28 protein-coding genes are annotated in these 26,596 nt (G+C 45.1%); 13 read left to right on the top strand and 15 right to left on the bottom strand.

Features of this window, described 5'->3' with window-relative positions:
* Positions 1 to 83: 83 nt before the first annotated feature.
* Entirely contained in the window at positions 84 to 1,262 is a 1,179-nt protein-coding gene (devC, locus tag Q0R35_RS12685; RefSeq protein ID WP_295618573.1) for an ABC transporter permease DevC, read from the bottom strand.
* Between the two features lie 55 nt (positions 1,263 to 1,317).
* Positions 1,318 to 2,727: an HlyD family efflux transporter periplasmic adaptor subunit gene (locus tag Q0R35_RS12680; protein WP_295618570.1), complete on the bottom strand. Its 1,410-nt coding sequence runs from the start codon at positions 2,725 to 2,727 to the stop codon at positions 1,318 to 1,320.
* A gap of 173 nt (positions 2,728 to 2,900) precedes the next feature.
* On the opposite strand from Q0R35_RS12680, the gene Q0R35_RS12675 reads away from it, so the two are divergent.
* The 3 genes from Q0R35_RS12675 (at position 2,901) to Q0R35_RS12665 (ending at position 4,530) form a co-directional block, all read left to right on the top strand.
* Positions 2,901 to 3,491, top strand: coding sequence for a TetR/AcrR family transcriptional regulator (locus tag Q0R35_RS12675; RefSeq protein WP_295618567.1), 591 nt, complete (start codon positions 2,901 to 2,903; stop codon positions 3,489 to 3,491).
* Positions 3,492 to 3,601: 110 nt separating this feature from the next.
* Complete coding sequence (locus tag Q0R35_RS12670) at positions 3,602 to 4,045, top strand: NADAR family protein (RefSeq protein WP_295618564.1); 444 nt, start codon at positions 3,602 to 3,604, stop codon at positions 4,043 to 4,045.
* Between the two features lie 20 nt (positions 4,046 to 4,065).
* Positions 4,066 to 4,530: a tryptophan-rich sensory protein gene (locus Q0R35_RS12665; RefSeq protein WP_295618561.1), complete on the top strand. Its 465-nt coding sequence runs from the start codon at positions 4,066 to 4,068 to the stop codon at positions 4,528 to 4,530.
* A gap of 225 nt (positions 4,531 to 4,755) precedes the next feature.
* On the opposite strand, the gene Q0R35_RS12660 is transcribed toward Q0R35_RS12665, so the two are convergent.
* Positions 4,756 to 5,715: a tyrosine-type recombinase/integrase gene (locus tag Q0R35_RS12660; RefSeq protein ID WP_295618557.1), complete on the bottom strand. Its 960-nt coding sequence runs from the start codon at positions 5,713 to 5,715 to the stop codon at positions 4,756 to 4,758.
* Positions 5,716 to 5,974: 259 nt separating this feature from the next.
* Positions 5,975 to 7,342 (bottom strand): ATP-binding protein, encoded by a 1,368-nt coding sequence (locus tag Q0R35_RS12655; RefSeq protein WP_295618554.1) that lies wholly within the window; start codon positions 7,340 to 7,342, stop codon positions 5,975 to 5,977.
* Between the two features lie 428 nt (positions 7,343 to 7,770).
* Between Q0R35_RS12655 and Q0R35_RS12650 the strand changes: the two genes are divergently transcribed.
* From Q0R35_RS12650 to Q0R35_RS12640, 3 genes are all read left to right on the top strand, one after another.
* The gene (locus tag Q0R35_RS12650) at positions 7,771 to 8,448 is read left to right on the top strand and encodes a CHAP domain-containing protein (RefSeq protein WP_295618549.1); all 678 of its coding nucleotides are present in this window, start codon (positions 7,771 to 7,773) and stop codon (positions 8,446 to 8,448) included.
* Between the two features lie 125 nt (positions 8,449 to 8,573).
* A complete protein-coding gene (locus Q0R35_RS12645) occupies positions 8,574 to 9,494 on the top strand; it encodes a C39 family peptidase (protein WP_295618546.1) in 921 nt (306 codons plus the stop codon).
* Between the two features lie 69 nt (positions 9,495 to 9,563).
* Entirely contained in the window at positions 9,564 to 10,196 is a 633-nt protein-coding gene (locus Q0R35_RS12640; protein ID WP_295618543.1) for a hypothetical protein, read from the top strand.
* A gap of 26 nt (positions 10,197 to 10,222) precedes the next feature.
* On the opposite strand, the gene Q0R35_RS12635 is transcribed toward Q0R35_RS12640, so the two are convergent.
* Genes Q0R35_RS12635 through Q0R35_RS12615 form a run of 5 tightly spaced genes read right to left on the bottom strand, consistent with a single transcriptional unit; the run spans position 10,223 to position 11,674 of the window.
* Positions 10,223 to 10,402 (bottom strand): hypothetical protein, encoded by a 180-nt coding sequence (locus Q0R35_RS12635; protein ID WP_295618540.1) that lies wholly within the window; start codon positions 10,400 to 10,402, stop codon positions 10,223 to 10,225.
* A gap of 37 nt (positions 10,403 to 10,439) precedes the next feature.
* On the bottom strand, positions 10,440 to 10,766 hold the full coding sequence (locus Q0R35_RS12630; protein ID WP_295618538.1) for an XRE family transcriptional regulator: 327 nt from the start codon (positions 10,764 to 10,766) through the stop codon (positions 10,440 to 10,442).
* A complete protein-coding gene (locus tag Q0R35_RS12625) occupies positions 10,763 to 11,134 on the bottom strand; it encodes a type II toxin-antitoxin system RelE/ParE family toxin (RefSeq protein ID WP_295618536.1) in 372 nt (123 codons plus the stop codon). Before Q0R35_RS12625 ends, Q0R35_RS12630 begins: the two co-directional genes overlap by 4 nt.
* A 44-nt stretch (positions 11,135 to 11,178) precedes the next feature.
* Positions 11,179 to 11,469 carry a helix-turn-helix transcriptional regulator gene (locus tag Q0R35_RS12620; RefSeq protein ID WP_295618534.1) on the bottom strand — a complete coding sequence of 97 codons (291 nt, stop codon included), beginning with the start codon at positions 11,467 to 11,469 and terminating at the stop codon, positions 11,179 to 11,181.
* A 4-nt stretch (positions 11,470 to 11,473) separates the two neighbouring features.
* Entirely contained in the window at positions 11,474 to 11,674 is a 201-nt protein-coding gene (locus Q0R35_RS12615) for a helix-turn-helix transcriptional regulator (protein WP_295618531.1), read from the bottom strand.
* Positions 11,675 to 12,364: 690 nt separating this feature from the next.
* Between Q0R35_RS12615 and Q0R35_RS12610 the strand changes: the two genes are divergently transcribed.
* Entirely contained in the window at positions 12,365 to 13,177 is an 813-nt protein-coding gene (locus Q0R35_RS12610) for a hypothetical protein (RefSeq protein WP_295618528.1), read from the top strand.
* Between the two features lie 1,068 nt (positions 13,178 to 14,245).
* The gene (locus Q0R35_RS12605) at positions 14,246 to 15,229 is read left to right on the top strand and encodes a tyrosine-type recombinase/integrase (protein WP_295618525.1); all 984 of its coding nucleotides are present in this window, start codon (positions 14,246 to 14,248) and stop codon (positions 15,227 to 15,229) included.
* Between the two features lie 188 nt (positions 15,230 to 15,417).
* Here the strand turns inward: Q0R35_RS12605 and Q0R35_RS12600 are convergent, their stop codons facing one another.
* From Q0R35_RS12600 to purH, 6 genes are all read right to left on the bottom strand, one after another.
* The gene (locus Q0R35_RS12600; protein ID WP_295618521.1) at positions 15,418 to 16,356 is read right to left on the bottom strand and encodes an NAD(+) kinase; all 939 of its coding nucleotides are present in this window, start codon (positions 16,354 to 16,356) and stop codon (positions 15,418 to 15,420) included.
* A gap of 447 nt (positions 16,357 to 16,803) precedes the next feature.
* Complete coding sequence (locus Q0R35_RS12595) at positions 16,804 to 18,003, bottom strand: tetratricopeptide repeat-containing serine protease family protein (RefSeq protein WP_295618518.1); 1,200 nt, start codon at positions 18,001 to 18,003, stop codon at positions 16,804 to 16,806.
* A gap of 45 nt (positions 18,004 to 18,048) precedes the next feature.
* A complete protein-coding gene (locus Q0R35_RS12590) occupies positions 18,049 to 18,183 on the bottom strand; it encodes a hypothetical protein (protein WP_295618515.1) in 135 nt (44 codons plus the stop codon).
* 229 nt (positions 18,184 to 18,412) lie between these two features.
* Positions 18,413 to 18,550 (bottom strand): hypothetical protein, encoded by a 138-nt coding sequence (locus tag Q0R35_RS12585; RefSeq protein ID WP_295618512.1) that lies wholly within the window; start codon positions 18,548 to 18,550, stop codon positions 18,413 to 18,415.
* A 7-nt stretch (positions 18,551 to 18,557) separates the two neighbouring features.
* A complete protein-coding gene (locus Q0R35_RS12580; RefSeq protein ID WP_295618509.1) occupies positions 18,558 to 19,709 on the bottom strand; it encodes a tetratricopeptide repeat-containing serine protease family protein in 1,152 nt (383 codons plus the stop codon).
* Positions 19,710 to 20,097: 388 nt separating this feature from the next.
* A complete protein-coding gene (gene purH / locus Q0R35_RS12575) occupies positions 20,098 to 21,630 on the bottom strand; it encodes a bifunctional phosphoribosylaminoimidazolecarboxamide formyltransferase/IMP cyclohydrolase (protein ID WP_295618506.1) in 1,533 nt (510 codons plus the stop codon).
* Positions 21,631 to 22,436: 806 nt separating this feature from the next.
* Between purH and rpoD the strand changes: the two genes are divergently transcribed.
* The 5 genes from rpoD to Q0R35_RS12550 form a co-directional block, all read left to right on the top strand.
* Positions 22,437 to 23,579: an RNA polymerase sigma factor RpoD gene (rpoD, locus tag Q0R35_RS12570; protein WP_295618504.1), complete on the top strand. Its 1,143-nt coding sequence runs from the start codon at positions 22,437 to 22,439 to the stop codon at positions 23,577 to 23,579.
* A gap of 319 nt (positions 23,580 to 23,898) precedes the next feature.
* Entirely contained in the window at positions 23,899 to 24,615 is a 717-nt protein-coding gene (locus tag Q0R35_RS12565; protein WP_295618501.1) for a trypsin-like peptidase domain-containing protein, read from the top strand.
* A gap of 125 nt (positions 24,616 to 24,740) precedes the next feature.
* Positions 24,741 to 25,325: a COP23 domain-containing protein gene (locus Q0R35_RS12560; RefSeq protein ID WP_295618498.1), complete on the top strand. Its 585-nt coding sequence runs from the start codon at positions 24,741 to 24,743 to the stop codon at positions 25,323 to 25,325.
* A 466-nt stretch (positions 25,326 to 25,791) separates the two neighbouring features.
* Positions 25,792 to 26,319: a COP23 domain-containing protein gene (locus Q0R35_RS12555; protein WP_295618495.1), complete on the top strand. Its 528-nt coding sequence runs from the start codon at positions 25,792 to 25,794 to the stop codon at positions 26,317 to 26,319.
* A gap of 2 nt (positions 26,320 to 26,321) precedes the next feature.
* A partial coding sequence (locus tag Q0R35_RS12550; protein ID WP_295618492.1) for a COP23 domain-containing protein occupies positions 26,322 to 26,596 on the top strand: 275 nt, incomplete at its 3' end.

Below are 26,596 nucleotides of genomic sequence, written 5' to 3'. Positions count from 1 at the left end.
CTTTCAACTTTCAACTTTCAACACTTCTCCTTACCCCAGACGCTACGCTACGGCTGTCGCGAAAGTCGCCAGCTTTCAACTTTTTAAAACATATCAGCAGGGTCGGCAGCTTGAACTTTTAACGTTGCAACTGCACCAGAAAGAATACACATAATTAGAGTGCCCGTAAGTACCTGAGTTGCTCTGGCAATTGTCATGGCGATCGGTAAATTGGTCGCACCACTGACAACACTATAAAATCCGATCGATACAATTAAACCTGGAAGGAAGCCCGCTATGGCGAGAATTAATGCCTCTTCAAATACAATTACCAGCAAATAAGTATTATTATAACCCATCGCTTTGAAAGTGGCATATTCTTTGAGATGAGAATTTACATCAGTCGATAAAACTTGATAAACAATAATTATTCCCACCAGGAATCCCAGAATTGCACCGACATTGAAAATCGCCCCAATCGGTCTTTCTTTTTGCCAATGTTCCCGTTCAAAAGCAATATATTTTGCCTTAGTTAGCACCTTAATATCTTCTTTAGGCAAATAAGCTTTTAATTGTTGGGCTACTTGCGCGGGGTCGTAACCCGGTTTGAGCGTTATCAGCCCGACATTGATATTCCCTTGCGATTGTCGAGAAAATAATCGTAAATAATTATCTTCACTTGTCATCAGATGCCCATCGGCTGAAAACGAAGCACCGATTGAAAATAATCCATTGACAGAGATCGTGCGTCTTTCGATTTCGGTAGTGACAGGTTCACCAGCATTGACGCGCTCTACTACTTTTTCATAATCACCGAGTGACTTGCGATCGAATAATAATGTATCGGATTGTTTAATTTTAGCTAATTGACTATTAACTTCAGGTAAATTAAAGATTGGTCGATCGGGATTAAATCCGATAATAATCAGATTTTTCTTATCGCGAGTTTGCGGATTTTTCCAAGTCACTAAACTGACATACATTGGCTCTGCCGATTTTACCCCAGTTACATCCATCGCTTGGTATAGTCTGCGGCGTGGAAATGTAGACATTGCCCCAATATTTGAGGCTTGGGGACTAATTATAAATATATCTGCTGTTAATTTTGAGTGCAAGACAACGGCACTCTCGAATAAGGCACCTTGAAAGCCTAATTGCATTAACATTAATAAGTCGGCAAATGCAACCCCAGAAATTGCCACTGCAAATCGGCTTTTATGTTGGGTCAGTTGTAACCAGCCTAGTGGAGTTCGGCGAGTCAGGTTTCGGATAAATTTCAGCATAAAATATCAATTATTCGGCTCTTAATTATTACCTTGAGGTAATTTCAGCCCTAGCTTACCGAGCATCAATATCGATGACTGCTTTAATTTGTAAGTTAGTAAACTTAGCAGCCTTTTGACTGGATGCCGCGTCTAAGACCGCATGAACTTCAATGATGCGATCGTCAATATTACTAGTCGGGTCGGCATTAATTACATTTTGACGCTTAACTTGAATGCCAACTTTTTCTACAGTTCCTTTTAGTTCTCCAGGTAGAGAATTACTGGCGATCTTTACTTTCTGTCCGACTCGAATTTTATTGACATCACTTTGGTAAACTTCTACCACTCCATACATTTGAGTGGTTTGACCGAGATCGGCGATGCCATTAGTGCCAACTACTTCCCCCGGACGGGCAAAAACTGCCAAGATCTGACCATCTTGGGGCGACTTAATACTCGCTTGAGCGAGATTTTCTTCAGCACGTTTTAAAGATGCAATCGCACTTTGGATATCTACTTCGGCAGACATGACATCGACCGGACGTACTTCAGCAATTTTATCGAGCGTAAATTGACTTTCTTTAATCTGCTGTTGTGTCGATGTTTCGAGCTTTCGCAAATTAGCTTTTGCTTCAACAATCTGTTGTTGTCCCGATGTTTGAATCCGGCGTAAATTAGCTTGCGCTTCGGCTAATTGTTGCTGCCCCGAAGATGTAATGCGTTTTAAATTTGCTTGTGCCTGATTTACTCTCTGCTGTGCTGTTTGTAAAATCAACCGCTTACTATCGCCGCTAGATGCCGAAACCGCTCCTTGTAGAGCCAGAGTCGCATAACGGTTATCCTCAGCTTGAGCGTTAACCAGTCCAGCTTGCGCTTCGGCAATGGCTCCTGTCTGGGCTTCGATTTGGGTGGTGGTTTCCGCCACTACTCTGGCAACTGTCGCTTGCTGGGCTTCGATTTGAGTGGCTGTTTCCGTCATTACTCTGGCAATTGTCGCTTGCTGGGCTTCTATGCCCGTTTCCCGTTCTGCTTTGAGTTTGCCAATTGTCGCTTTTTGAGCGTTAATTTCGCCCTGCTTGGCTCCAGCTTTGACTTTTACCAGACTTGCCTCGGCGACGCTGACTTTGGCTTTAGCTTCATTTACCGCCGCTTGCAAGCGTCCCTGACTATCCAAAATCGCGATTAACTGTCCGGCTTTAACTGTCGCCCCTTCCGCCACCAACAGTTTCTCGATTTTTACGCCTTCGTTAGATGTCGGCGCAGATAGCTTAATGACTTCCCCTTTGGGTGCCAATTTTCCCAATGCTGTCACGGTTGTAGGCGCGACTACGGCTGTCTGTTGGGCTTTGTTATCTGCGGCTGTTTGTTCTTGCTGTCGATTGATATAGACGGGAACCCCAGTACCGAGCAACGCCATCGCTCCCAAAATTAGCCCCATTCGCCAAGTATTCCACCCTAGCAGTCCATCCGATTTTTGCAGCATCCTCATTCGCTCCAGTTGATTACGGGTTTACTAAACCGTTTAGTAATTTAGCAGATGACTTCAGCATAGCTTGACTAAACGGTTTAGTCAAGTGGGTGTAAAATAATAAATAGCTCCTTAAAATAGAATGTTGTAGAGAGAGATTAACAATGAGGTTGACACAGGCGAGAGATTTGAACGCAGAACACAACGGGGAAAAAGTCGAACAAATCCTGCAAGGAGCGATGCGGGAGTTTTTAGCACGCGGCTATGCGGGTACGAGTATGGAAAAAGTCGCTGCTGCTGCTGGCGTATCTAAGCCGACAGTTTATAGTTATTTTAAAGACAAAGAAAAATTGTTTCAGGCTTTAATTAAAACCCTAGCCGAGAAAAAATTTAGCTCGACGTTTGGGAAAGAACCACTTGTTGGAGATCCAAAAATCGTATTGCGAAATATCGCTGAAGTAGCTTTTAATAATCTTGAAGACGAAGAGTTTAGTTGTTTTATGCGAACGATTATTGGTGAATCAGGACGCTTTCCAGAGTTATCAAAAGCATGTACCATCAATCTTTTCAAGCCGATTAATGATGTAATTGTCGAATATATTATTTCACATCCAGAGTTAAAAATATCCGATCCAGAAGCAGCGACCTCGCTATTTGTAGGGACATTAGTTTATTATCACATCTCCCAAAATATTTTACATATCAGAGAAGTAATGCCGATCGAACGATCGCGAGTAGTCGATAATCTCATGGAAATGATGCTCTATTCCTCACCATAATTTTGCCTAAGAAATAGTAAGTTGCTTGGGAGAGGGCATTTGTTAGTCTACAATCAATATAAGAACTCAATTAAATTGAGAATTCAAACTCATTCCATTTTACAACTCCCTTGACTATTTATTTCTATACCGATCGCGAACCACTATACGGCTGCTTCTCCAACTTTTCCAAGCATGGATTCGTGATGGATAAATTATGGTGGAACACCACCGAACACTACTTTCAAGCCCAGAAATTTATCAATACCCCCTATCTCGAACAAATCCGATCGGTAAATACGCCCAACGACGCTGCTAAAATGGGGCGCAAACGCACCCTACCATTACGCCCCGATTGGGAAAGCGTCAAAGACGAAATTATGCTCCGCGCCGTGTCGTGTAAATTTCAAATTCACCTAGATATTCGCGAAATTCTACTCGGCACTGGCGATGAAGAAATCGTCGAAAACGCCCCTAACGACTATTATTGGGGCTGTGGTAAAGATGGTACGGGCAAAAATCAGCTCGGCTTGACTTTAATGCAGGTCAGAGGGATATTAAGGGAGAATTCGTAATTTTTTACCGATCGTTCAAAATGATTAAATCCTGGCTGGTAATTGGGATCGTGGCGGTAGTAGTTGCGATCGGGCTGGGGAGACTAAATACACCAGAAGGGTATCGCTGGTTCAATCGCCAACGTCGCCCCAACTGGCTGACATTTGAGGGACTGATTCCGGTAATTTGGACGGCGATTTTAATTTGCGGCGTGTGGTCGGCCTATAATGTGTGGGAAGCAGCACCCATCAAAAATCCACCTTGGGGATTGATGGCTTTATATCTGCTGCTAGAGGTGGCAATTATGCTCTACACGCCCTCAATGTTTTGGTTTCGGAATCTTCGCGCCGGAACGATCGTCGGTGCGGTAGGCTGGGTTATCGGTGTCATTCTGGCAATATTAGTATTCCCAGTTTCGAGCATGGCAACGATCTTGTTAATTCCCTATCTGCTCTGGAGTCCGATCGGTACCTATGTCACCTGGGTAATGGAAGGCTTGAATTAGGGGATAGGGAATAGTGAATAGTGAATAGTGAATAGTGAATAGATCTGTAGGTTGGGTTGTGATTCGGCTATCGCTCATCAACCAGAATGAAACCCAACACATTAACCAAAGTTTCTTTCATTTATTAGGCGACATTTATATCAGATCGCATGCTCCATCAGGAGAAGTGTGGATAGTGGATAGCTTGCACTGAGCGACAGTCGAAGTGTATATATGCCCAAAATCCTACACTAATTCTGCCAAAATTTTCGTAACTTCACCCTGATGATGCCGCCTGTTATCATCGTACCGAGTCAAAGTATTCAGATCCGCATGACGGCTTAACTTCTGCACTCGGCGCGTATCCCCATTCGTTGCATCCAAAGCCGCCGTAATCGCACTGTGACGGACGCGGTGCGGACTCATCACCTTATATATCCCCGCTGCTGCACTCGTCTCTCTGACGAGATTATAGATCGCATTCCCACTCAACCGATGCCCCTTCGTCGCTCGATCGAGCGTACAAAATAACGGCTCGGTAGCCTTACATTTCCCCCGCACTTCCAACCACGCCTGAATCGCCTGTACCGACTGACGGCTGAGATCGATCGACTCCCGCTGTACCTTCCCCTTCCCAATAATCCACAACTTACTCCCCTGCGGATCGAAATCTTTGACATTAGCCTGACACAATTCCGCCCGCCGCAGCGCGTTATCCCACAATAATCGCAGGATCGCATAATCCCGCACCCCTTTAACAGTATCCCGATCGCACATTCCGATCGTCAACTGATACTCAGTCGGATTCACCCCCGAAGTATCCCGATAAGTCTCTACTCTTACCCCCTCCACATCCGCCAGATCGTAGTGACATTGCCCCACCTTGCGCGCGTAACCCACCAAACTTTTAATCGCCGCCAGTCGGGTATTAATCGTCGAAGGAGCCAACCCTTTATCGGTTAATATCCGCCGATATCTCAATACTAATGTCATCGCCTGATAGCGATCGAGTGCCAAAAATTCCCCGACTAAGGCGGGTGTCGGCGCAGCATGGGCCACCTGCATGAAAAAATCTACCAATGCCTTAGTATAAGTCCGCCGCGTATTGGGCGACCTGCGATCGGCAATTAGCTCCTGAAGCAAGTCCCGCTGGGCGATATCTTGCAGCGATAGGGGTGATGCGGCGATGGTGGAGAGTAATGTCAAGGTAATTAATGCTCACCTTTGAGTAATCGGGTTGCCATCAATCTTACCCGAATACTTTGCTGGCGATCGATCTCCAGTTCGGGATTTATTGAGTAATAGACTTCGTTTTGAGATCTAAATCCCCCAAACCCCTTAAAAAGCGGATGCGCGCACCGTCCTTTGTTCCCCGACAGTGTAGCGCACCAAGCAGGGGGCTTTAAAGTAGGGGGATTTAGGTCTACGATCCACATCAAAAAACCTGTTCAGACATCCTCTAAGGTTAATCTAGAACCAGCAGTTTTGCTTGGAGCATAACGATCGATCGCAAACTAAAAATTGCACCATCTTCCGTTTCAGTTCGCTCGACTAATTCCCGTCTACCCAATGAGACGATCGCATTCCCTACATCTGCGGGGGACATATTTAGTGACTCGATAATGCTAGATATATTTATTGGGATAGCCTCACTAGCTAAAGAGCGAATTACTTCTCGTTCCGCTGGTGATAATCGAGCGAGTTGATGATTCAGCAGCGATCCGATCTCTTCAGTCATGAATAACTCTTCATACTTACAAAATTCGCCAACTTTACCACCAAATAACTTGTTAATCGCGATCGCTACCGATTTTAGATAGGCTGAATTTCCACCTAAATACTCGATGGCGTAATCCCACCTGTCCTCATCACTCAAACCCTTCGCTCTAAATATTTCTCTACCACCATCGCCCAATCCGCCAAGTGGTAAAGAATGAATCGAGCTATTATTACTAACCGATCCAGCCATTTTACTCGGCTCCTCCCGACTCAGCAGAATTACACAGCTTTGATGATTTGTTTCCCAAATTCGCCTAAATAAATATCGATACTCTCGATCTTCTTCTGTATAATTACCTGCTAATTCACCGCTGCTAAAGAGTCGATCGAGATCGTCTAATACTATCAAGCAGCGATGCGATCGGAAATGTTCGAGTAGTAGAGATAACCTAGCTTCTAGATCTAATGGTGGTTTAGGTAAAGCCTCGATCTTGAGTGACGCGATGAGATTGCGATCGATAAATTCCACCACAGAACGCTGACAACCTAAACTCTGCCAGACGATCTCATCAAATTCATCTTTAATATCTTCTACTAATTGTCTAGCTATGGCAGTTTTACCAATACCAGCAGTACCGGAGATGACGACGGAGCGACATTTCTCTGTGAGTATCCAGTTTTTGAGCGAGTCTAGTTCTTGAGATCGATCGTAGATAGAGATGAGATCGGGAATGGTTTCTAAGTACTGCGGGGTGTCCGATCGATCTGTCTGTTGATGGCTGTGATATTGATTATTATTTAGTGTGATCTGCGGACAAACGTTAAATAATACTTGTCCAACAGATGCACTATTTTCAGATCTATACCGTTCGATCGTAGATTTGAAATTTGCCTTCTTTACTTGTTCGCCTACAGCTTCAGAGATCGCCTTCCATAAACTGGCTGCAACATCATTAACGTGAGATTGCTCACAATAGTTATCTTTGGCTATCTGTGAATATTTTTTGCCCTGACAGACACCTTCAATAATCGATCGTTCCAAGTCGTTGAGATGCTTATTGCGCGATGCGAAGACCAAATTGTCAGCTATTTTTAGGGCTTCGGCAATATCCATAGTAAGGCGGTAGACTACATTGCTCCTATTTTATTCTACTTTTTTGTAATTAAACCCATTACTTTTGTTCCGGATCCAACCAAATATTGGATGTCACGTTTTCAGATCACAGGTTTGTAACTGCCTATTTTTTCCTATCGACGATCGACTTGAGCCTGAATATGCTTGTAGTCAGGAAACGATTCAAGCAATCAATCCGCCCCTTTTCCAAACTAAGATTTAGAGTACCATCCAAAATGTCTAATTTAAGCAAATTAAAGCTTGGCAAATTTGTAGCGACTATTGTTGCACTATCGAGCATCAGCGCGATCTTGATTACAGCGGAATAAGCAGAAGCCGTTCCCGCGCCTACTATACTGTCCCCAGGATCGAGTGTTAAATCTAATAATCAGTGCTTCAGTTTAAATGCTCAAGCCGATGGAAATTTGGTGCTTTACAGGCAATCAAATGGACAAGCTTTATGGAATACAGCAACTTATGGACGCAATGTCAAACAGACTATTTTTCAAACTGATGGTAACCTAGTTATTTATAATACCAGCAATCAGCCTGTTTGGGCTTCTAATACCGATCGTCGAGGCGGAACACAGCTTATCGTTCAAGATGATGGAAACGTTGTCATCTACAGCTCCCAAAACCGACCTATTTGGGCAACCAATACAAATGGCATTCCTTGTAATGTACCTTCTCAGCGTGACAGTCAAAGAAAGGTAAATGCATTTGCCAATGATTGGCTTACTAAACGGGTTTGGAGAAAAGACAATCGCAACTTGGACGGTGAATGCGTCACCCTAATTGCTCGTTACTTGCAAGATCATTATGGAAAGGGTGCATTATGGATAGGAGATGGCCGGAATACGGCTGGTTCGGTAGGCAGTCAGTTTCCTAATGAATTTTTGCCTTTAAGCGATCCACGTCTTCCAATCCCTGGGTCTATTATGTCTTTCTCTGCTACTTCAAGTAATCCCTTTGGTCATGTAGTTCTAGTACGCAGTGTTCAACAAAATGGTAATAATCTAACCCTTACTATTCTTGAGTCAAATTTTGCATATCCTACTCAACAAGACGTGCAACGCAGCTCATCGTTCAAGATGATGGCAATGTAGTAATGTACAATTCCCAAAATCAACCTATTTGGGCAACAAATACAGTTACATCTTGTGGCAATAGCACTCCAGCACCAGCACCAACACCTACCCGCCCTGCTAATTCCCTTATCAATAATACGATAATGCAACTAGGGTCAAGCATTAAATCTAATAATCAGTGCTTTAGTTTAAATGCTCAAGCTGATGGAAATTTGGTTATTTATCGCCAATCGAATGGACAGGCTCTATGGAACACAGCAACTTATGGGCGTAATGTCAAACAAACTATTTTCCAGAGTGATGGTAATTTAGTCATTTACAATACCAGCAATAATGCTGTTTGGGCTTCTAATACTGAGCGTCGAAGTGCAACACGAATCACTCTTGAAGATAATAGCAACTTCGTCATGTACAATGCCCAAAATCAAGCTCTTTGGGCAACTAATACCGCTACAACTTGCAGCCCTCCAGCACCAACACAATCTAATAATATTATACTCAGTAGTGTAAGTCAAGCTAACAATTATTTTAAAACACAATACTATAACAATCAGTGGAATCCTGATGGGCCATTGAGTAGTGAAAACTGTGGGCCAACAAGTGTCGCAATGATTTTTAAGTTATTTGGCAAAGAATTATCTAATACTTCAGTCCAAACTAGCATCAACCGCGCCCGTCAGTTAATGAATGCACCTATGAATAATAATATTCAAACTAATAACCTACAAGTAGTAACTGGGTTGTCAAGTGTTGGACTTCGCTCTAACACTTACAGTTATGATTCTAATACTTTGGCACAGATAGATCGAGATCTTGCAGATGGTAAAGCAGTTATCGCTTTTGGTTACTATGGAACTAACTGGCGGAATCAGTTTCCTAGCTATAGTTTAACAGGAGCGGGAGATACCAATCATATCAATACTATTTTGGGTAAAACATCTAGTGGTAACTATCTCGTTGGCGATCCTCTGTATCGAGGTGGGGTTGTAGAGATGAATCGCACTCAATTAGCAGTCTTCTTCTCCTATAATGGCGGTTTACACATCAGTGTTGCTCGCCAATAACACAACTAACTGGGCGATCGATCCGATCGCTTTCTTCTTCCTATACTAACCTTCCTAAACTGTTCCATCATGCAATCGTCAAATAAAATAGCAGTAATCGGAGCCATATCTGGATTCCTGGCTTTTGCTGTGATAGCTCATCCAGCTTTAGCTGGTGGCGGTGCTGTTGATACATTTACCCCCACTACTATCCCCACCCAAATAGATAACTCCACTCCTCAAACAAATACTGGAGGAACAATAATACCTAGCAGTTCGACACCATCAACACTAAACAATTCAGTAACCCAATTCAATCAACAATCAGGCGGAATTCAAGTAAATGGTTACGCGAGTACCCTCACGCCGCCTAGTTGTAATGGCGGCTGTTTCTTCGCTGTTACCAGAGCTTCACCAGCTACCTACGGATCTGGAACTAATTTAGAAGCAGTAGTAGGTGTTACCATTCCACTGGGATCTACGGATGGAGGGATAGGAGAAGTAAATCGCCTGAATGCAGAAATGCAAAAATACCGCAGCGAACATGAAATCAAACTAGCTCTATCCGAGAAATTAGCAGAGGCTCTTGAAAATGGCAAAACCGAGAGAGCCACAATTATCGCGATGAATTTAGCTCCCATGATGGGTTACAAAGATTATCAATCACTTCTCAAAGCAGTGTCTATTCCCAAACCTACCAATCCACAAATTATAAATCGATAATATGTATCGCTGATTTCTTGTTACGACTAATTTTTTTGCTTTTGCTTAATGCGTTGTAATTTTTGCTGCCGAATTAGTTCATCAAATTTAGCTATTACTTCTTCCATTTGCAGATCGACTTCTTCAAAACTTAATCGAGCTTGCCGTAAATTATCGAGCAGTCGGCGATCTACCAATGGGTCTGGCAGCATAGGTTGTTTTTTCATGACATCTTTCCCCTTCTTGTCTAAAGATATGCTACAACTATAACAATACTAGCGTCTCACTCGATTCATTTGTGAGATGTCGATCTTGGATGTGCAGTGTAACCTTGGCATCTAGTCGCTTGAGAAAATTAATTAATTTACCATCACTAAAACGTTGGAATTCACCATTCATTAAATGAGATACTTCTGGCTGAGATATGCCTAAAAGTTCTCCAATCTCTCGCTGTTTTAAATTACGTCTATTCAATAGACGGATAACTTGGATACCAATTTTACCTCTAGTAAATAGTTCGTCGGCATCATCTAATTCTAGATCGACAAATATATTACCACTGCCATCGATGAATTTAGGCTCTGTATTCATTGCTGTGCCCTCTCTATGGCATCTTTATAACGTTGTTTGATTAAGTCAATATCTGACTGCGGGGTTTTTATGCTTTGCTTCGATTTTTTTTGAAATGCGTGTAATATGTAAATTTTTTCGCCAATCTTCACGGCATAAACAGCGCGATAAGTATCGGTATCATACCGTTTAACGATCTCATATACACCACTAGCCACCCCTTTAAATGGCTTGGCATTCATTGGCGTTTCCCCAGCCTGCACCAATTGTAGAGCATATCCTACCGCCGTTCGTACTTCTGGCGGAAACGATCTAATGTTGCCAAGAGAGTCACCCATCCATACCAACGGGCGTAAAAGGATTTCAGGATTATCCTCGCCTTGTTCCATTTTATATGAATTTTCCTATAAAGTACCTCGCATAATAATACCAGCTAACTATCGATCGATCGCGAGTGATGGCTGGGATCGATCGATCCAGATGGTACCCTACTCTGGATTTCGGGGGGTGTTAAAGCTGATTCGTCTTCTGTGTCGAAACAACTAATCACCTCCAGGATGGGAATCCCCGTAAATCTCGATAATTTAATCAGCTTACCGATCGGAGCGTTATCTGTCCATCTAGTCATCGTGTTCGGATTAACGCCGATCGCTTCAGCTACAGCACCAAGTCTAAACCCACGCTGCCTAATTAATTCATTCAATCGTTTACCCCCGTTGCTCATTAGCCTATTCCGACTTGCTCCCACGATCGGCTGCTCTAAAAGATTCAACCACCTCCATTAAGGGAATGCCCGTAAAGTCTGATAATTCGATTAACTTGCCGATCGGCGCATTGTTAGTCCATCTAGTTATCGTTTGAGGATCGACATCGATCGCAGAAGCTACCGCTTTGAGAATAAACCCCCTTTTTTTTATTAATTCCTTCAATCGATTGCCTCCATTGCTCATTAGCTTCTTGTGGCTACTCCAATCGCATGTTAAACAGATAAATAACTCAGTAAAAACAGATTAATTAATCTAGTTATGCTATAGTAGTGAAATCGCCACTCTCCAGTTAAACATCTAATCTTAATTGTGAGGCTCAGTGGTAGCTGTGAGTGCATAGTCACACCAACTAGAGACTAATTTTTTAGCCGCCGATGCTGAAGCTATTCGTGTTGCTGCTCTTTGATGAGAGAACTTGCCCCCGAATCATCTTCAACCACAAGACAGTTAATGACATCCATTAGAGGAATGCCCGTGAACTTTGATAGCTTTACCAACTTACCGATCGGGGCATTATCTGTCCATCTATCCATAGTCGAGGGAGCTACATCGATCGCCTCAGTTACAGCACCAAGCCTGAACCCACGTTGCCTAATTAATTCCTTCAATCGCTTACCTCCATTACTCATTAGCCTATTGTGGCTTCTTCAATCATAGTTTTTAGCGCAAATTATCGCTATCTATCCCGCGAATTCGAGTGATTGTGCTATAGTAGAGAAGTCGCCAACCTCCAATTAAACTCCTAACTTAATTGTGAGTCGAAAAGCGACCGCGATCGCACTAGCGACGAAGAATTAAGGACTAATTTGAGCAATAAACCAGATCGCCGCCCCAGTTGGGGCTAACTTTGACATGGAAACAATCGCCGAACGATCGATAGAGAACCATTTACTAGATTTCATCGAAGAATGGAAAGCAGACTTATTCGATCTCAACTTCAAAGATGTCGATGGCTGGAATGAGGGCAATCGATTAGTGGCATCGGCTCAATATGCCTATATCAAATTCGGATTAACCCTCGAAAAAATCCGTAACCAATGTGCGTATAAATACTGCCAAGACAAATTGAAAACCTTCGCCCAGTTTTGCCGACAAAAGCTCAAGCTCACCGTCTGGCAAGCCAACAGCTATATCGAAGCCGCCGATACAGCCATGTATCTAGCTGATTCTGGATTTGAGATCTTGCCAAGAAACTACTCCCAAGCGGCGGTATTAACTAAAGCCAAAAAGCTCGAAACAGGCTATTACCAAGACCATCCAATGTTAGAACAAATCTGGGGCACATTAGTCGCCAATACCATACCAGAAAAAATCACCGCCAATGCGATCGAAAAAGCACTCGATCCAGACTACGAAGAAAAGCAATCGCTCAGACTCCCAAAACGGCTGCTCGCCCGTGCCAAAATCCAAGCTCGGCTCAAAGGAATGACTGTCGAGGAATATTTGGACGAATTGATGAATGAAGATGCCCAAGACTCACATCCTGTCGAGCCTGAAGTGGATAATCGAGTCACCCCAGAGATGTCCCAAATTCTGGATGAGGTTGAATTGCAATGGCTCGAACCTAAATCCGATCGGATTACCTGTGAATTCATTCTCAATCTATTTTATAAAATGCCACAACGTATATTTTTTGTGTTTACGTTTATTTTTTATATAAATTAGTTGTTTATTTAAAACCATAGATATTCTTTCAATATATTTATAATTTTCTAATGCATAAACTATATTACAAATATAATGAGAATATTGAGAGCGATCTGGGTCTGAATCGGCGAGTGATTTTAGCGATCGAAGTCTAGTGCTACAAAGGAAAGTAGCATGTTACCTTTCCATTTCCTGGGGTCGATCGATGCTTCAGCTCAGATTGAACGTCTGGATTTAGATGACTGTGAGGGCGAATAATTAAAGGTATTTTGGATCTCGCATCGCCTCGGCGAAGCCTAATCAAAGGTAATAGGTGGATGTTAATCTGATGAAAATCAGAGGGGATGGAACGAGAACGTTCGAGCCATCTGGGGTCGGCTCGTGGTTTGATAATAAGGATGCGAAAAGACGCATTATCACACTCTTCTTGTATCAACATCAATGCCCACAACATTTACAACGCTTAAAGCTCAATCCCAAGTTTCCGATTCGTTTCGCTCGCTCTCAATCTTTGAGGGTCGAGTCAGGGTCGAGTCAGGGTCGTGAGGGAAAAATCTAGGTACCGATAAATACACTTATCGGTATCTCATTTCCCCCTCACTAAGGATCCTAATTTCATCATCTCTATGCTGTACATCCTCGTTCCCACGCAACCCTTGTGCATCGACACAGATTACAGGCAAATACATAAGTAAGCCCTCAAATCCATCGATTGGGTGATTATTCCGTTCTCGTTGGCATCGCCTACCTAAGGTAATCGCCAAGCTTACTTGTTCGATCGAATCTTTAACACATCAAATACTGCTTTATGTATAAATAACGCTTTATAAATATAAAACCAGCTATTTAAAATACAAATATATGTTTAAAATATCTATGTTTATATTGGATGAATATATTTATTGTACAAAAGTATTAAATCGAGATTGAAAAGGGATCGCCGACGAAGATCGTTAGGGGATTAGAGCAGAGATCGAGGATTGACAAGTGGCGGGGGAACGTACGAACTTGCCCTATTTGTTGCAGTACGTGACATTAACCTTTCGATATTTCATACAATGGAAGAGACACATACTTTTTGGACAAATGGTCGATCCAACCGAGCAGCAGACAGCAGCAGTTGTCGAAATTGACTGCGACGCATTGATTGGCGTTTTCACCAACTTTTTGCAATTTGATGTTGCCAACGGTGGTGCCAGTGGCGATACGATCGTCACTTACTGGACGCAAGTCAAACAGTATTTAGAGTGGTGTCGAGAAAGTCAGATCGATCCGCGTGAGGCGACGCGGGAGACGATTAAGATCTATCGGTGGCATTTGACACAGCGAGGGTATAAGCCCAAAACGATCGCGGTGAAATTGACAGCAGTGAGTCGGTTGTATGATGCGGCGGTAGAATATGGATTGATGGGGGGTAATCCGGCTTGGGGCGTTAAACCACCCACAGTATCGATCGATCCGGCAGCCAGGATTACTTATCTCGAACAGGACGAAGCTACCATCCTACTCAAGTCGATTAGTGCTTCCCTGCCGTTGAAAACCCTGCGGGATAAGTTATTGCTGGGCGTGATGACTCTCGAAGGGACGCGGAGTGTCGAGATGCATCGGCTGAATATTGGCGATGTGGTTCGGCAAGGAACGCGGGTAGGGTTGAAAGTCAGTAGTAAGCGACACACGCGAGTGGTGCCGTTGACTCCCCAGTTAGCACAGGTATTAGAGGAGTATTTGACAGCACTGCGGGGGGCGGGGTTTGATTGTATGGTGGATAGTCCGCTATCGATCAATCTGAGTAATTATGGGCGCGGGGAACGGTTATCGCGGCGGGGCATTCGCCAGATCGTGGATAAGTATCTTCAAGCGACTAATCTTAAATATATGGAGGGGCGGACGCTCTCGGCACATAGTTTACGGCATACGGCGGGGACATTAGCTCTGCGGAATGGAGCAACATTAAGGCAGGTACAAGATTTACTCGGTCATGCCGATCCGCGCACTACGGCGATTTATGCCCATGTGGGAGATCGATGGGAGAATAATCCCGCTCTGAAAGTAGGTATCGACATGCTTTAGGATTGAGGCGAATATCCGCTCTTAAAAACTTACCTAATACCTAACACCTACTCTCTTCCCAGTGACAAATTAGACATCTAGTATGGTAGTGGATAGTGGATAGTGAATGACAGATGTCTATTTCTTGAGTGGGAAGGGAGTAACACCTAACACCTAACACCTAACACCTAACACCTAACACCTAACACCTAATTCCTAGTATGATGGTGGTCGTAGCGGATGCGAGAACCTGCCCACAGGAGCTTTTCGCGGAGAGTTTGGTAATAGGAGTAATTCTCGCGCAGAATGATAAATTTGGCTTGACAGTCGGCCATTTGGACATCGACTCTTTGCCCCGGCCAAATCGAGGTACCCAGTACGCCATCCGTCCACAGCTTGGTATTGAGTTCGTAGTCGCCTAAAGGCCAAATGCTGACAGTAGAACCCGCTGGAATGACGATCGGGCGACTGGAAAGACTCAACGGGCAAATTGGGGCGATCGTCATTGTCGCCATGCCAGAATGGACGATCGGGCCATTAGCAGAGACGTTATAACAAGTAGATCCGGTGGGGGTGGAAACGAGTAAACCATCGCCTTGGTATTGATCGACAATTTCGCCATCGATTTCCATTTCTAGAATTGAAGTAATCATTCGATCGGCAGCGGCGGGCTTAATACACATATCATTGAGTGCGAGGAATTTTTCGCTCTCAGGGGGCGCGGTGCGATCGTCTCCATCGTAGATATGCGCCTGGAGCATCATCCTTCGTTCGACTGCATATCGATCGTGGATGAGTCGATCCCAGACGCTCTCACCTTCGATTAATGCGTCGATATTAAAAAGTTCTAACGGCTCGGTCAGAAAGCCCAAATGCCCCCCCGCATTGATGGCTAAAATTGGGATGCCATCGGCGGATAGATGCCTTGCTGCGGTGAGTGCGGTACCATCGCCCCCCAAAACGATCGCCAGATCGATTTGCTTGCTGCTAGAGGCTAAAAAGACGGGATAGGGATTATCTTTAGCTCCACTCGGCCCCATCATCACATCACAACCCATTTGTTCGAGTTGTTTGGCAGCTTTTTCAGCGAGGGCTTTACTAGTACGATCTCCGGCTTTATGGACGATGATGACGTTTTTGAGTTGCACGGCAAGTTAGGGGGATAGGGGTTAGTGGCGGGTTTTTGGTTATCGATCGCGAATAGAGATGCTGCAAAAGGATCGCGATCGAAGCACTAGTTAGGACATAAATAATGCCAAGAAACCCTAGAAAATTTGGGAGATTGGGTGTGTGGGCTGCAAGGCATCGATCTGTTAGTTGTTGAAGATGTTAGCGATCGACACGATCGAAACCGCCGCTCCTGACAGGAGTGAAATATGCTAGTACCAATATTTTAATGTGGATCTGGCGATCGGTTGTGACGATCGACCCGCACGGGCAGATTTAGAGATAAATTCAAGCGATCGAATCAACCTCAAGCTGAAACCTGTCCCGCTCCACCAATAATCATCGATCGATTAGATCTACAGATAGTGGAGATCTAATATCTAAAATTAATCGCGAGATCGCCTTGAAACATCCACTAAAAACCCACATCACTCCTTTACACCCCAAGATTGCAGAAATCGCAGGGCAAGATTTAAAACTTGATTATTGCCCTGTGCCTTGGCTAAACGAGCGGCTGTCTGCATATCGGCAATTCCCCCAGCTCGATCGTTCAATTTGGTATATTTCAAAATTCCTCTAGCTCCATAGGAATTTGCCAAGTTCGGATTGAGGGCGATGGCGCGGTTATAGTCAGCTAGACTGAGCCGATATTCTTTGAGCTGATAGTATGTAATAGCCCGCAGGAAATAGGCATACTCATAGCGCGGATTGAGGCGAATGGCTTGAGTAAATGCCTCAATCGCTTGCTGTTTGCCCGCTCGAATATTGCTGCCCGGTTCTACAAACTTATTAAATCCAGCAATAAAATATTCGTCAGCAGTGTTATCGATTGCTGCTGTTGCGGGGGTGACAGGATCTCGATCTCCCAGTCTTATCCCCCGATCTGCCAAGCCCCGAACTACCCAGCGCACTGGAATTCCTCGGTTATAGCCGATTTTGCTACCTACTTCATTGCCAGAGGAGATCTCCCCTGACGCTGAGACATCGGATAACTCGGTATTTTCCCGAAATCTCTCGCCTTGTCCGTGGATGGCGACGATGCGCCCATTGGTGTCGAATACACCGCCGCCACTCATGCCTGGTTGCGTCTGGGCATCATAGACTACTGTATAACCGCCTCTGTCTCCAGTCAGGCGTTTGTTTACTACCGAGATCGCTCTTCCAGTATTAAACGAATAACCGCGTGGTTCGAGGGGATAGCCTGATGTGTAGACGCGATCTCCTACCTTGAGGCTACCTGGTGGGGCAAATTTGGCAATTTGGAGATTGCTACTACTCCTAAACTGAATCGCCGCCAGATCGAGATCCTTAGTCAAAATCTTGACGGCGGTAGCGGGGACTTTGAGGGAGCTACCGTTACCAAATTTTAATTGGAAGGTTTCTGTAGATAACGCTGTGGCGCAAGCAGGCTTCCCAGGGCAAACAACGTGACGATTGGTGAGCAGAGTATAGACATCACCTTGCTTGTGGACGATAACCCCCGAACCGATCGATTGTGCCTGAGTGAGATTAATCTCGACGGTAACGGCTTGGGCAATGGTGGAGATTTCGGCGGGAGTGCTGGCGATCGCGGCATCGACGACACAGACTAGGGCGATAGTAGTACCGAGGAAGACGGGAATTTTCACGATTAGGTATCTAAAAGATCGGACGGAATAATTTTACAAGCTATCCTACCCGATCTTGTCTGTACCAAAAGGTAATTGTCGATTTTTGCGATCGTCATGCCAGACATCAAATAGCGAGATCCGGTGCGATCGATCGCATTTAAAATGCTCGCAACTCTCAGCCACGATTGTAACTATCAACTTGCGTTAATATGGAATGTCGGCATTTATATTTGCTCGACGCTTGAAAAATTATCGCATAACCTCTCCTCTGAGAGGATGTCTGAAAAGTCTAATTGCTTCGTTTCAAGTGGGTAAATCCCCCTAAATCCCCCTTAAAAAGGGGGACTAAGACTCTTGCTCCCCCTTTTTAAGGGGGTTGGGGGGATTAAGATCTAGGCTTTTCAGACACCCTCTGGGAAATCATCCCTTACTTTACACCCCAAGATTGCAGGGCTTGCAGGGCAAAATTTAAAACCTGGGTATTGCCCTGTGCTTTAGCTAACCGAGCGGCTGTTTGCATGTCGGCAATTCCACCAGCTCGATCGTTCAATTTGGTGTATTTCAATTGTCCTCTAGCTCCGTAAGAATTTGGCAGATTTCGGATTGAGGGCGATGGCTTGGTTATAGTCGGCGAGCGCACCTTGAGGATCGTTGAGTTTCTCTTTCTTCAGAACTCCGCGATTGTTGTAGGCATTTACATATTTCGGATTGAGGGCGATGGCTTGGTTCCAGTCGGCTAAAGCTAGCCGATATTCCTGTAGCTGCTGGTATGTCAAAGCCCGCACGTAGTAAGCGATCGCATAGCGCGGATTGCGACGAATCGCTTGAGTAAATGACTCGGTGGCTTGCTGTTTGCCAGCTCGAACATCGGTACCTGGTTCGACAAATTTATTAAATCCCGCGATGAAGTATTCATCGGCGAGATCGTTCGCTGATGATGGTGCGGGTACGAACGGCTCTGGCTCACCCAACCTTATCCCCAGAGTAGCTAAGTTCTGCACTACCCAGCGCACTGGAATTCCTCGGTTGTAGCCGATTTTGCTTCCTACTTCTTCACGGCTAACGATCGTTCCTGATGCGGATACATCTGATAGATTTGTATTCTCCCGAAATCGCTCGCCTTGCCCGTGGATAGCGACGAGCCGCCCATTGTTATCGAATACGCCGCCACCGCTCATGCCTGGTTGGGTTTGGGCATCATAGGCTACTGTATAACCGCCTCTGTCTTCAGTCAGGCGTTTGTTGACTACCGCGATCGCACCTCCGCTGTTAAATGAGAACCCACGCGGTTCGGCGGGATATCCTGATGTGTAGACGCGATCGCCTACTTTGAGGCTACCTAGTGGGGCGATTTGGGCGATCGGGAGGTTACTATTACTCCTAAATTGAATCGTTGCCAGATCGAGATCTTTGCTGGCAATCTTGACGGCGGTGGCGGGGACTTTGACGGAGCTACCATTCCCAAATTTCAGTTGGAAAGTTTCGGTATCTGAAGGTTTAGAACAAGAACGTTGCTCGCCACAAACGACGTGGCGATTGGTGATGAGGGTGTAGAGATTGCCTTGCTTGTGGATAATTATGCCCGAACCGATCGATTTTGAAAGCGTAATTTCGACGGTAACGGCTTGGGCAATGGTGGAGATTTCGGCTGGAGTGCTGGCGATGGCGATATCTGCGAAGCAGACGAGGGCGATGGTAGTACCGAGGAAGGCGGGAATTTTCACGATCGATTTAGCTCACTTTTTAGAACGCAGATAATTGACAAATTACACTGCATTTGTATTGTAAGTAAAATCTCGCTGCTGTCTCTTTCACCAGAGGATAAAATTAATACCAGTTTGAGGGCAGGATTGCCGATCGATACATGTATGGGCTGAGGGTTTCACCTAGTAGGGGCAATTCATGAAGCGGCGGTTTTATGTCTAGGGTTCCCCCCGTTGGCGGAGCCTCTCCGACAGGAGATATAAAAAAGCGGATTGATTTTCGGTCGGGTTTCCCGACCGTGAAAAACAACCAAGCACCGACAAGACATTGCCCCTACTAGGTGAAACCCGAATTGCCAAAACCTTTGTCAAAGCATCATTGCCAGCCAAACTCATGCGTACACCTTAGCTAATGCAAGAAATGTCGGACACCTGTAAACACCATTACGATGCCTAATTCATTAGCAGCCGCGATCGAATCGTTATCGCGCATACTACCACCAGGTTGAACGATCGCAGTAATTCCGGCGGCGGCGGCGGTTTTGACAGAATCATCGAAGGGGAAGAAGCCATCGCTGGCGAGGATTGCACCTTGGGCGTTGGTGCCAGCCTGTTCGAGGGCAATTTTAGCCGAGCCGACGCGGTTCATTTGTCCGGCACCTACGCCAATGGTAGCGCGATTTTTAGTGACGACGATCGCGTTAGATTTAACATGTTTGCAGACTTTCCAGGCGAATAATAATTCTTGAAGTTCGGCGGCGGTGGGTTGTTTGGTAGTGACTACTTGCCAGTTATCGGTAGTTTCGATCGCTTCGTCGGCGGTTTGAACTAATAGTCCGCCAGCGATGACTTTGACATTATCTTTCGTCCCCGTTGTCAAATCTGCTAGCGTTAATATCCGCAGATTCTTTTTATTGGCGAAGATTTCAGCAGCTTCAGGGGTACATTCTGGCGCGACGATACATTCGAGGAAGGTTTGACTCATCGAGCGCGCGGTATCGGCATCGAGGGAGCAATTGACGGCGACGATCCCACCGAAGGCGGAGGTAGAGTCGGCATTGTAGGCTCGATTGTATGCGGAGAGTAAAGTATCGCCTAAAGCCGTCCCGCAGGGATTATTATGCTTGATAATCGTGGCTGCGGGAGTATCACCAAACTCGGCAATAATCCGCCGTGCGGCTTCTAAATCGACGAGGTTATTGTAGCTGAGTTCTTTACCCTGCAAGATTTTGGCAGTCGTCCAACCTGTGGGGACTGCGCCCGTCTGATACCAGGCGGCTGGTTGCTGGGGATTTTCGCCGTAGCGGAGCGATTGGAGCGGTTGGGCAGAAATTTGATAATTTTGATTTTCGCCTGCTTGGGCAGCCAGATAACCCGCGATCGCCGTATCGTAAGCAGCGGTATGTTGGAAAGTTTCTAAGGCTCTGGCTTGCCGGAACTCGATTGAGGCGTGAACGTTATTTTTAGTCAGTTCGGTGAGATAATCAGCGTAGCGATCGGGATTGGATAATACTGTTAAATGTGCGAAATTCTTCGCCGCAGCCCGCAACATGGCAGGGCCACCGATATCGATTTGCTCGATCGCCTCTGCTAAACTCACTCCAGGCTTGCTAATCGTCGCAGCGAAGGGATATAAATTAACGACTACTAGATCGAAAGGGCGAATTTGATGTTGTTCTAGATCGGCGATATGTTCGGGCAAGTCTCGCCGCGCCAGAATTCCCCCATGTATTTTTGGGTGCAAAGTCTTCACCCGTCCGCCCAATATTTCTGGCGCACCTGTATATTCAGCCACCTTCATCACCGGAATCCCTTCCGCCTTCAAGGCTTGAGCGGTGCCGCCACTACTGACAATCTCAAAGTCGAATTTTTCGACCAATTGACGGGCAAAGTCAATTAATCCGGTTTTGTCAGATACACTCAAGAGTGCTAAACGAGTCATATATATTAGTGCGAAGTGAGGATGCTAGTGGCTAGTATATCGGGTTTGAGTCGATTCTCCAATGCTGGGCAGACAATGTTATAACTATGAGTATCAGCCCGAATATTAGCTCGAATTAGCTAATTTCAGCAAATTAACGCACGATTGTTGAGTGAAATTGGGTGGGCAAAGCGAAACTAAACAGTTAGACTGTGGATTGAGAGGGTCAAATTATTTCGGACACTGCTCTTTCGGCTCGCGGAATGCTTCTACCTTGACAAATAAGATGATGTCAACGCAGCGATCTGACCCATTTGTTAACTCTTTGTAACAAAAACCATCTATTTATAAAATGAGTCTACACCACTCGATCGTGAATCGAAATGGCATTAGTGCCGATCCAAATCGAGATCGGAGCGACGCTATGCGAACGATATCTACCTCGATCGGATCGAACTCGTTGGCGTAGCCTACCGTAGGTAATCTCGGCGACAAGTAGTATATGTAGTTATGAGAGTGCAGGCCGGATAAATTGATATGTTAATTAACAATTCAAACTGGCAGAAATTTTAATAAGAGCTACAATCAAAAGGGCTTTCCTCGATTGAGGATATTCTCTCGATCGCCGAGTATTAATTACCTACTGTTAGCGACTAACATTTCAGTTTAAGTAGTTCGCAACAACTCGTCAGCTTGCAGGTACTCATCGAGATCTGGGAGCTGACTAGAGCGTTCGATATCGATAAACATCACCACGGTTTCCTGCGGAAAAAGCGGATTTATATTAGTTCATTAGTTACAAAAATAAGGAGTAAGAGGACCCACACATGACCCAGACTAAAGACATGCTCGCAACCATAACGACGAAAGACACTGACACCGAGTTAGAGCTACTGCTCGACGACGATGTTGATGCCGATGATTTTACTGCTGACGCTGACGGTGAATCTGATGTCGAAGACGAGGATGGTAAGCTGGGGAAGGTGAAAGCCTCCCGCCGCCGCGTTCAAACCAAGAAAAAACAGTTTACAGAAGATTCGATTCGATTATATTTACAAGAAATCGGTCGCATTCGCTTGCTCCGCGCCGATGAAGAAATCGAACTAGCTCGGAAAATTGCCGATTTATTAGAATTGGAGCGGATGCGCGAAAAGCTGCTCAATGACTTAGATCGCGAACCCCACGACCGGGAGTGGGCCGAGGTTGCAGCGATGCCACTCAATCAGTTTCGCCATCGGTTATTTTTAGGTCGTCGGGCTAAAGATAAGATGGTACAATCGAACCTGCGACTGGTAGTTTCGATCGCTAAAAAATACATGAATCGCGGTCTTTCTTTTCAAGATTTAATTCAAGAAGGCAGCTTGGGTTTAATCCGCGCCGCTGAAAAATTCGACCACGAAAAAGGTTATAAATTCTCGACTTATGCAACTTGGTGGATTCGCCAAGCAATCACCCGCGCCATTGCGGATCAATCTCGGACGATTCGGCTTCCCGTCCACTTATACGAGACAATTTCGCGGATTAAAAAAACCACTAAATTACTCTCTCAAGAAATGGGACGCAAACCCACAGAAGAAGAAATTGCCACCCGGATGGAAATGACGATCGAAAAACTGCGATTTATTGCTAAATCTGCCCAGTTACCGATCTCGCTAGAAACACCAATTGGGAAAGAAGAAGATTCCCGGCTCGGCGACTTTATCGAAGCCGACGGCGAAATGCCAGAAGATCAAGTATCCAAGAGCTTATTACGAGAAGATTTAGAAGGCGTTCTCGATACATTAAGCCCGCGCGAACGCGATGTTTTACGCTTGCGTTACGGTTTAGATGATGGACGCATGAAAACATTAGAAGAAATCGGTCAGATTTTTAATGTCACCCGCGAACGCATTCGCCAAATTGAAGCTAAAGCTCTCCGCAAACTCCGTCACCCCAATCGCAATAGTATTCTTAAAGAATATATTCGCTAGGATTGACACTTTAGCAGCTTGTCGATTGTCAAGGTGCTGCCTCAGACACAGGTAAATACTACGCGGTGCGGTAACGCTCGGTAAAAACGATCGAGCTATAAAAGCCACTATCTTTCCAGATGGTGGCTTTTATGTTGGGATGAATTACTCACGTCTTGCCCCTGTTCCCGCACTATTCACCATCCACTATCCACTATTCACTAAAACATTATCGATTTAGGTGCATAATGCGATCGCATCAGCCCGAAAGATCGAATATAGCTAAAATCTGCGGTTATCGATTCATCACTACCAATCATCCATCACCACCCATCAGATCGTGAACACTAAAATTTTTGCCCCACTATTAATCGCCACCTTAACTTATAGCTGTATTAGCACTGCTTATCTCATCCCCGCTGCTGCAAAAACACCAGCAGCCACTACTACGACTACAGCCAATCGCGTCTACACCAAAGCCAATCCGGCAGTAGTCACAATTCGCGGCAATAGCGTCTGGGGAAGTGGCTTTATTATCAGTAACGATGGTTATGTCGTTACCAACGCTCACGTCATTAAAGGGCAACCAGCCGTAGTGACACTAATCATGGCAGATGGGAAAACCGAAATACCCGCCGATGTGGTGGGATTCGGCAAAAATGGGCTAGATTTGGCATTACTTAAAATCAATCGTCGGGGTCAAAAATTCCCGACAGTTGCCCTCAGTCAGACGACCTTTAGAGTCGGGGATAATGCCTATGCCATCGGTACGCCGTTTGACGAAGCTTTCCAAAATACATTGACTACTGGGATCGTCAGTGCCATCCGCGAAGGTGGTAAGTTTATCCAGCATAATGCCGCTATCAATCCAGGGAATTCTGGTGGGCCATTATTAAACGATAGAGGTGAAATAATTGGTGTCAATACAGGTGGATTTGGTAGAGATACAGGCACTGTCGGGATTAACTATGCCATCGGTGTCGATTTAGTCCGTCAATTTATTATCGAAGCACGTCAGGGTAAAAGTTCGCCTGTCGCGACGATCGCCACTGAATAACTTTTGTAAAGAACCAGCCGTGCTATTGCATATTTCACTAGTTAACCACCCGATCTAGACAAATAGCAGTAGCGAACTCGTCAATTTCCTGGCATACTCACATTCAATTAACTTAACTAATTCTCATGCAATTACATCACCAAATCCGTTCCTCATTTAACTCGAATATCGTCCGCACGATCTGGTTATCCACCCTCGCCATCGTTACCGGATCTTTACTGAATGCAGTACCCGCAGTAGCCAGCCCCCAAACGATTGCCCAAACCGCGCCGACAATTCAATTTTATTGCGGTAAAGCCGCAGATGCTAGCAGTAAAAGCAACCTCCCGGCTACTCTTGCCAAAGTTTCTGGTTATGAAGAAGAACCCGTATTAATTATCTGGAAAAGCGAAGCTTTTAAAACCACACCCCAACAACGGTGCGAAACAGTCTCGCCCAAATTTCAAGCCGCACTGCAACAAGGGCGCAATTATCTGACTGCGGGTATCGATAAAAAAAGTGGGTTGGGGATGATTTGCGCGCTAGCTAATGCCGAACAATCTTGCGATCGCACGAATATGTTATTCACCCTTAAATCTTATCAAGATGCTGGTACTACCATCGAACAACTTTCTAACGTCCTAGCCGGAACGGCGAGTTCGCCGCTGTATCAAAGCAGTGGTAATCGAGTTGTCGATCTCCGCAATTTTGCTCTATTACGAAAAAAGTAGTTGACAAATGACGATCGATAATCGATTCTCGATCTGTGGGTCTTTGGCGTTCGCAAAGCCTACCGTAGGTACAGCCTCTGGAGAAAGAGAATCGCTACGGCGAACTAACTTACAGATCTAGGAGGATGTCCGAATAGGTTTTTTGATGTGGATCGTAGATCTAAATCCCCCAACCCCCTTGGAAAGGGGGCTAAGATCCGGTTCCCCCCTGCTTGGTGCAACGCACGCTGAGGGAACCTCAGCGCGATTGCATCCGCTTTTTAAGGGGGGCTAGCGGCTCGCGCACGCCTCTGTCTCCCGACGGTTTAGCGGCGTTTTAATTCGGGGGTTCCCCCCGAATAAAAAAACGACAAGACAGCGAGACAAGACAGGGGGGATTTCTAGGGTTTAAGCCGAACATAATTGAGTTCTCAGACATTCTCTAATAACATTTGGAATTTTAGATTAGGAAAACGTTTTAATAAATATGAAAAATAGCTTAATTACGCTCTTTATCTTCGGTGGATTAACTGTTGGTTCTACCCTATTATCAATCCAGGCGATCGCCCAATCGCCTACTAAAGTAGTGAGGTTTTATTGCGGTCAAACTTTCGACCCCAGTACCAATGCGATCGTCCCGACTACCTTAGTTGCTAGCTCTGCCAAACGCGAACCCGTCGCCTTGATTCAATGGAAATCGAAAATTAGTGGTAAGTATACCCCCCAAGTTCGCTGCAATATGGTTTCAGACAACTTTCAACAGGCATGGCAAGCTAAACGACTAAATTATCTCACTGCTGGAGTCGATAAAAAGTCAGGGTTAGGAATTATTTGTGGAGCTAAAGATCGCGCGACTAGCTGTACGAGATCGAGCATGTTATTTACCTTGGCGAATGGTGCCGACGCAACTGAAACGATCGAACGGATCAAAGATATTAAAGTTGGCAACAATAGCATTCCACTTCCCCAAAGTGCTGGAGATGGCATTGTCGATCTTGAAAGTATTATTAATTAATCATGAATAGATTATTTAGATCGATCGCGATCGCTTTATTTCTCCCTATTCTCATCCTGCCATCCCCATCTCTAGCTAGAGATACAACAGATAACGTTCAATTTTTTTGCGGTCGCATCAATCAATCTGGCGCGATCGTTCCGACAACTCAAGCGGTAAGTAGTGGCACAAGTGAGCCTGTTTCATTGATTCTTTGGAAATATCCACCGCCGAAAGGGATGACCAATCAACAACGTTGTGAAACAGTATCCAAGCGATTTCAATTGGCATGGGATCG

Source organism: Chamaesiphon sp. GL140_3_metabinner_50, assembly GCF_025361915.1.
GTDB lineage: Bacteria > Cyanobacteriota > Cyanobacteriia > Cyanobacteriales > Chamaesiphonaceae > Chamaesiphon.
The sequence above is the reverse complement of the archived record's forward strand: the minus strand, read 5'-3'. Positions and strand labels throughout refer to the sequence as shown.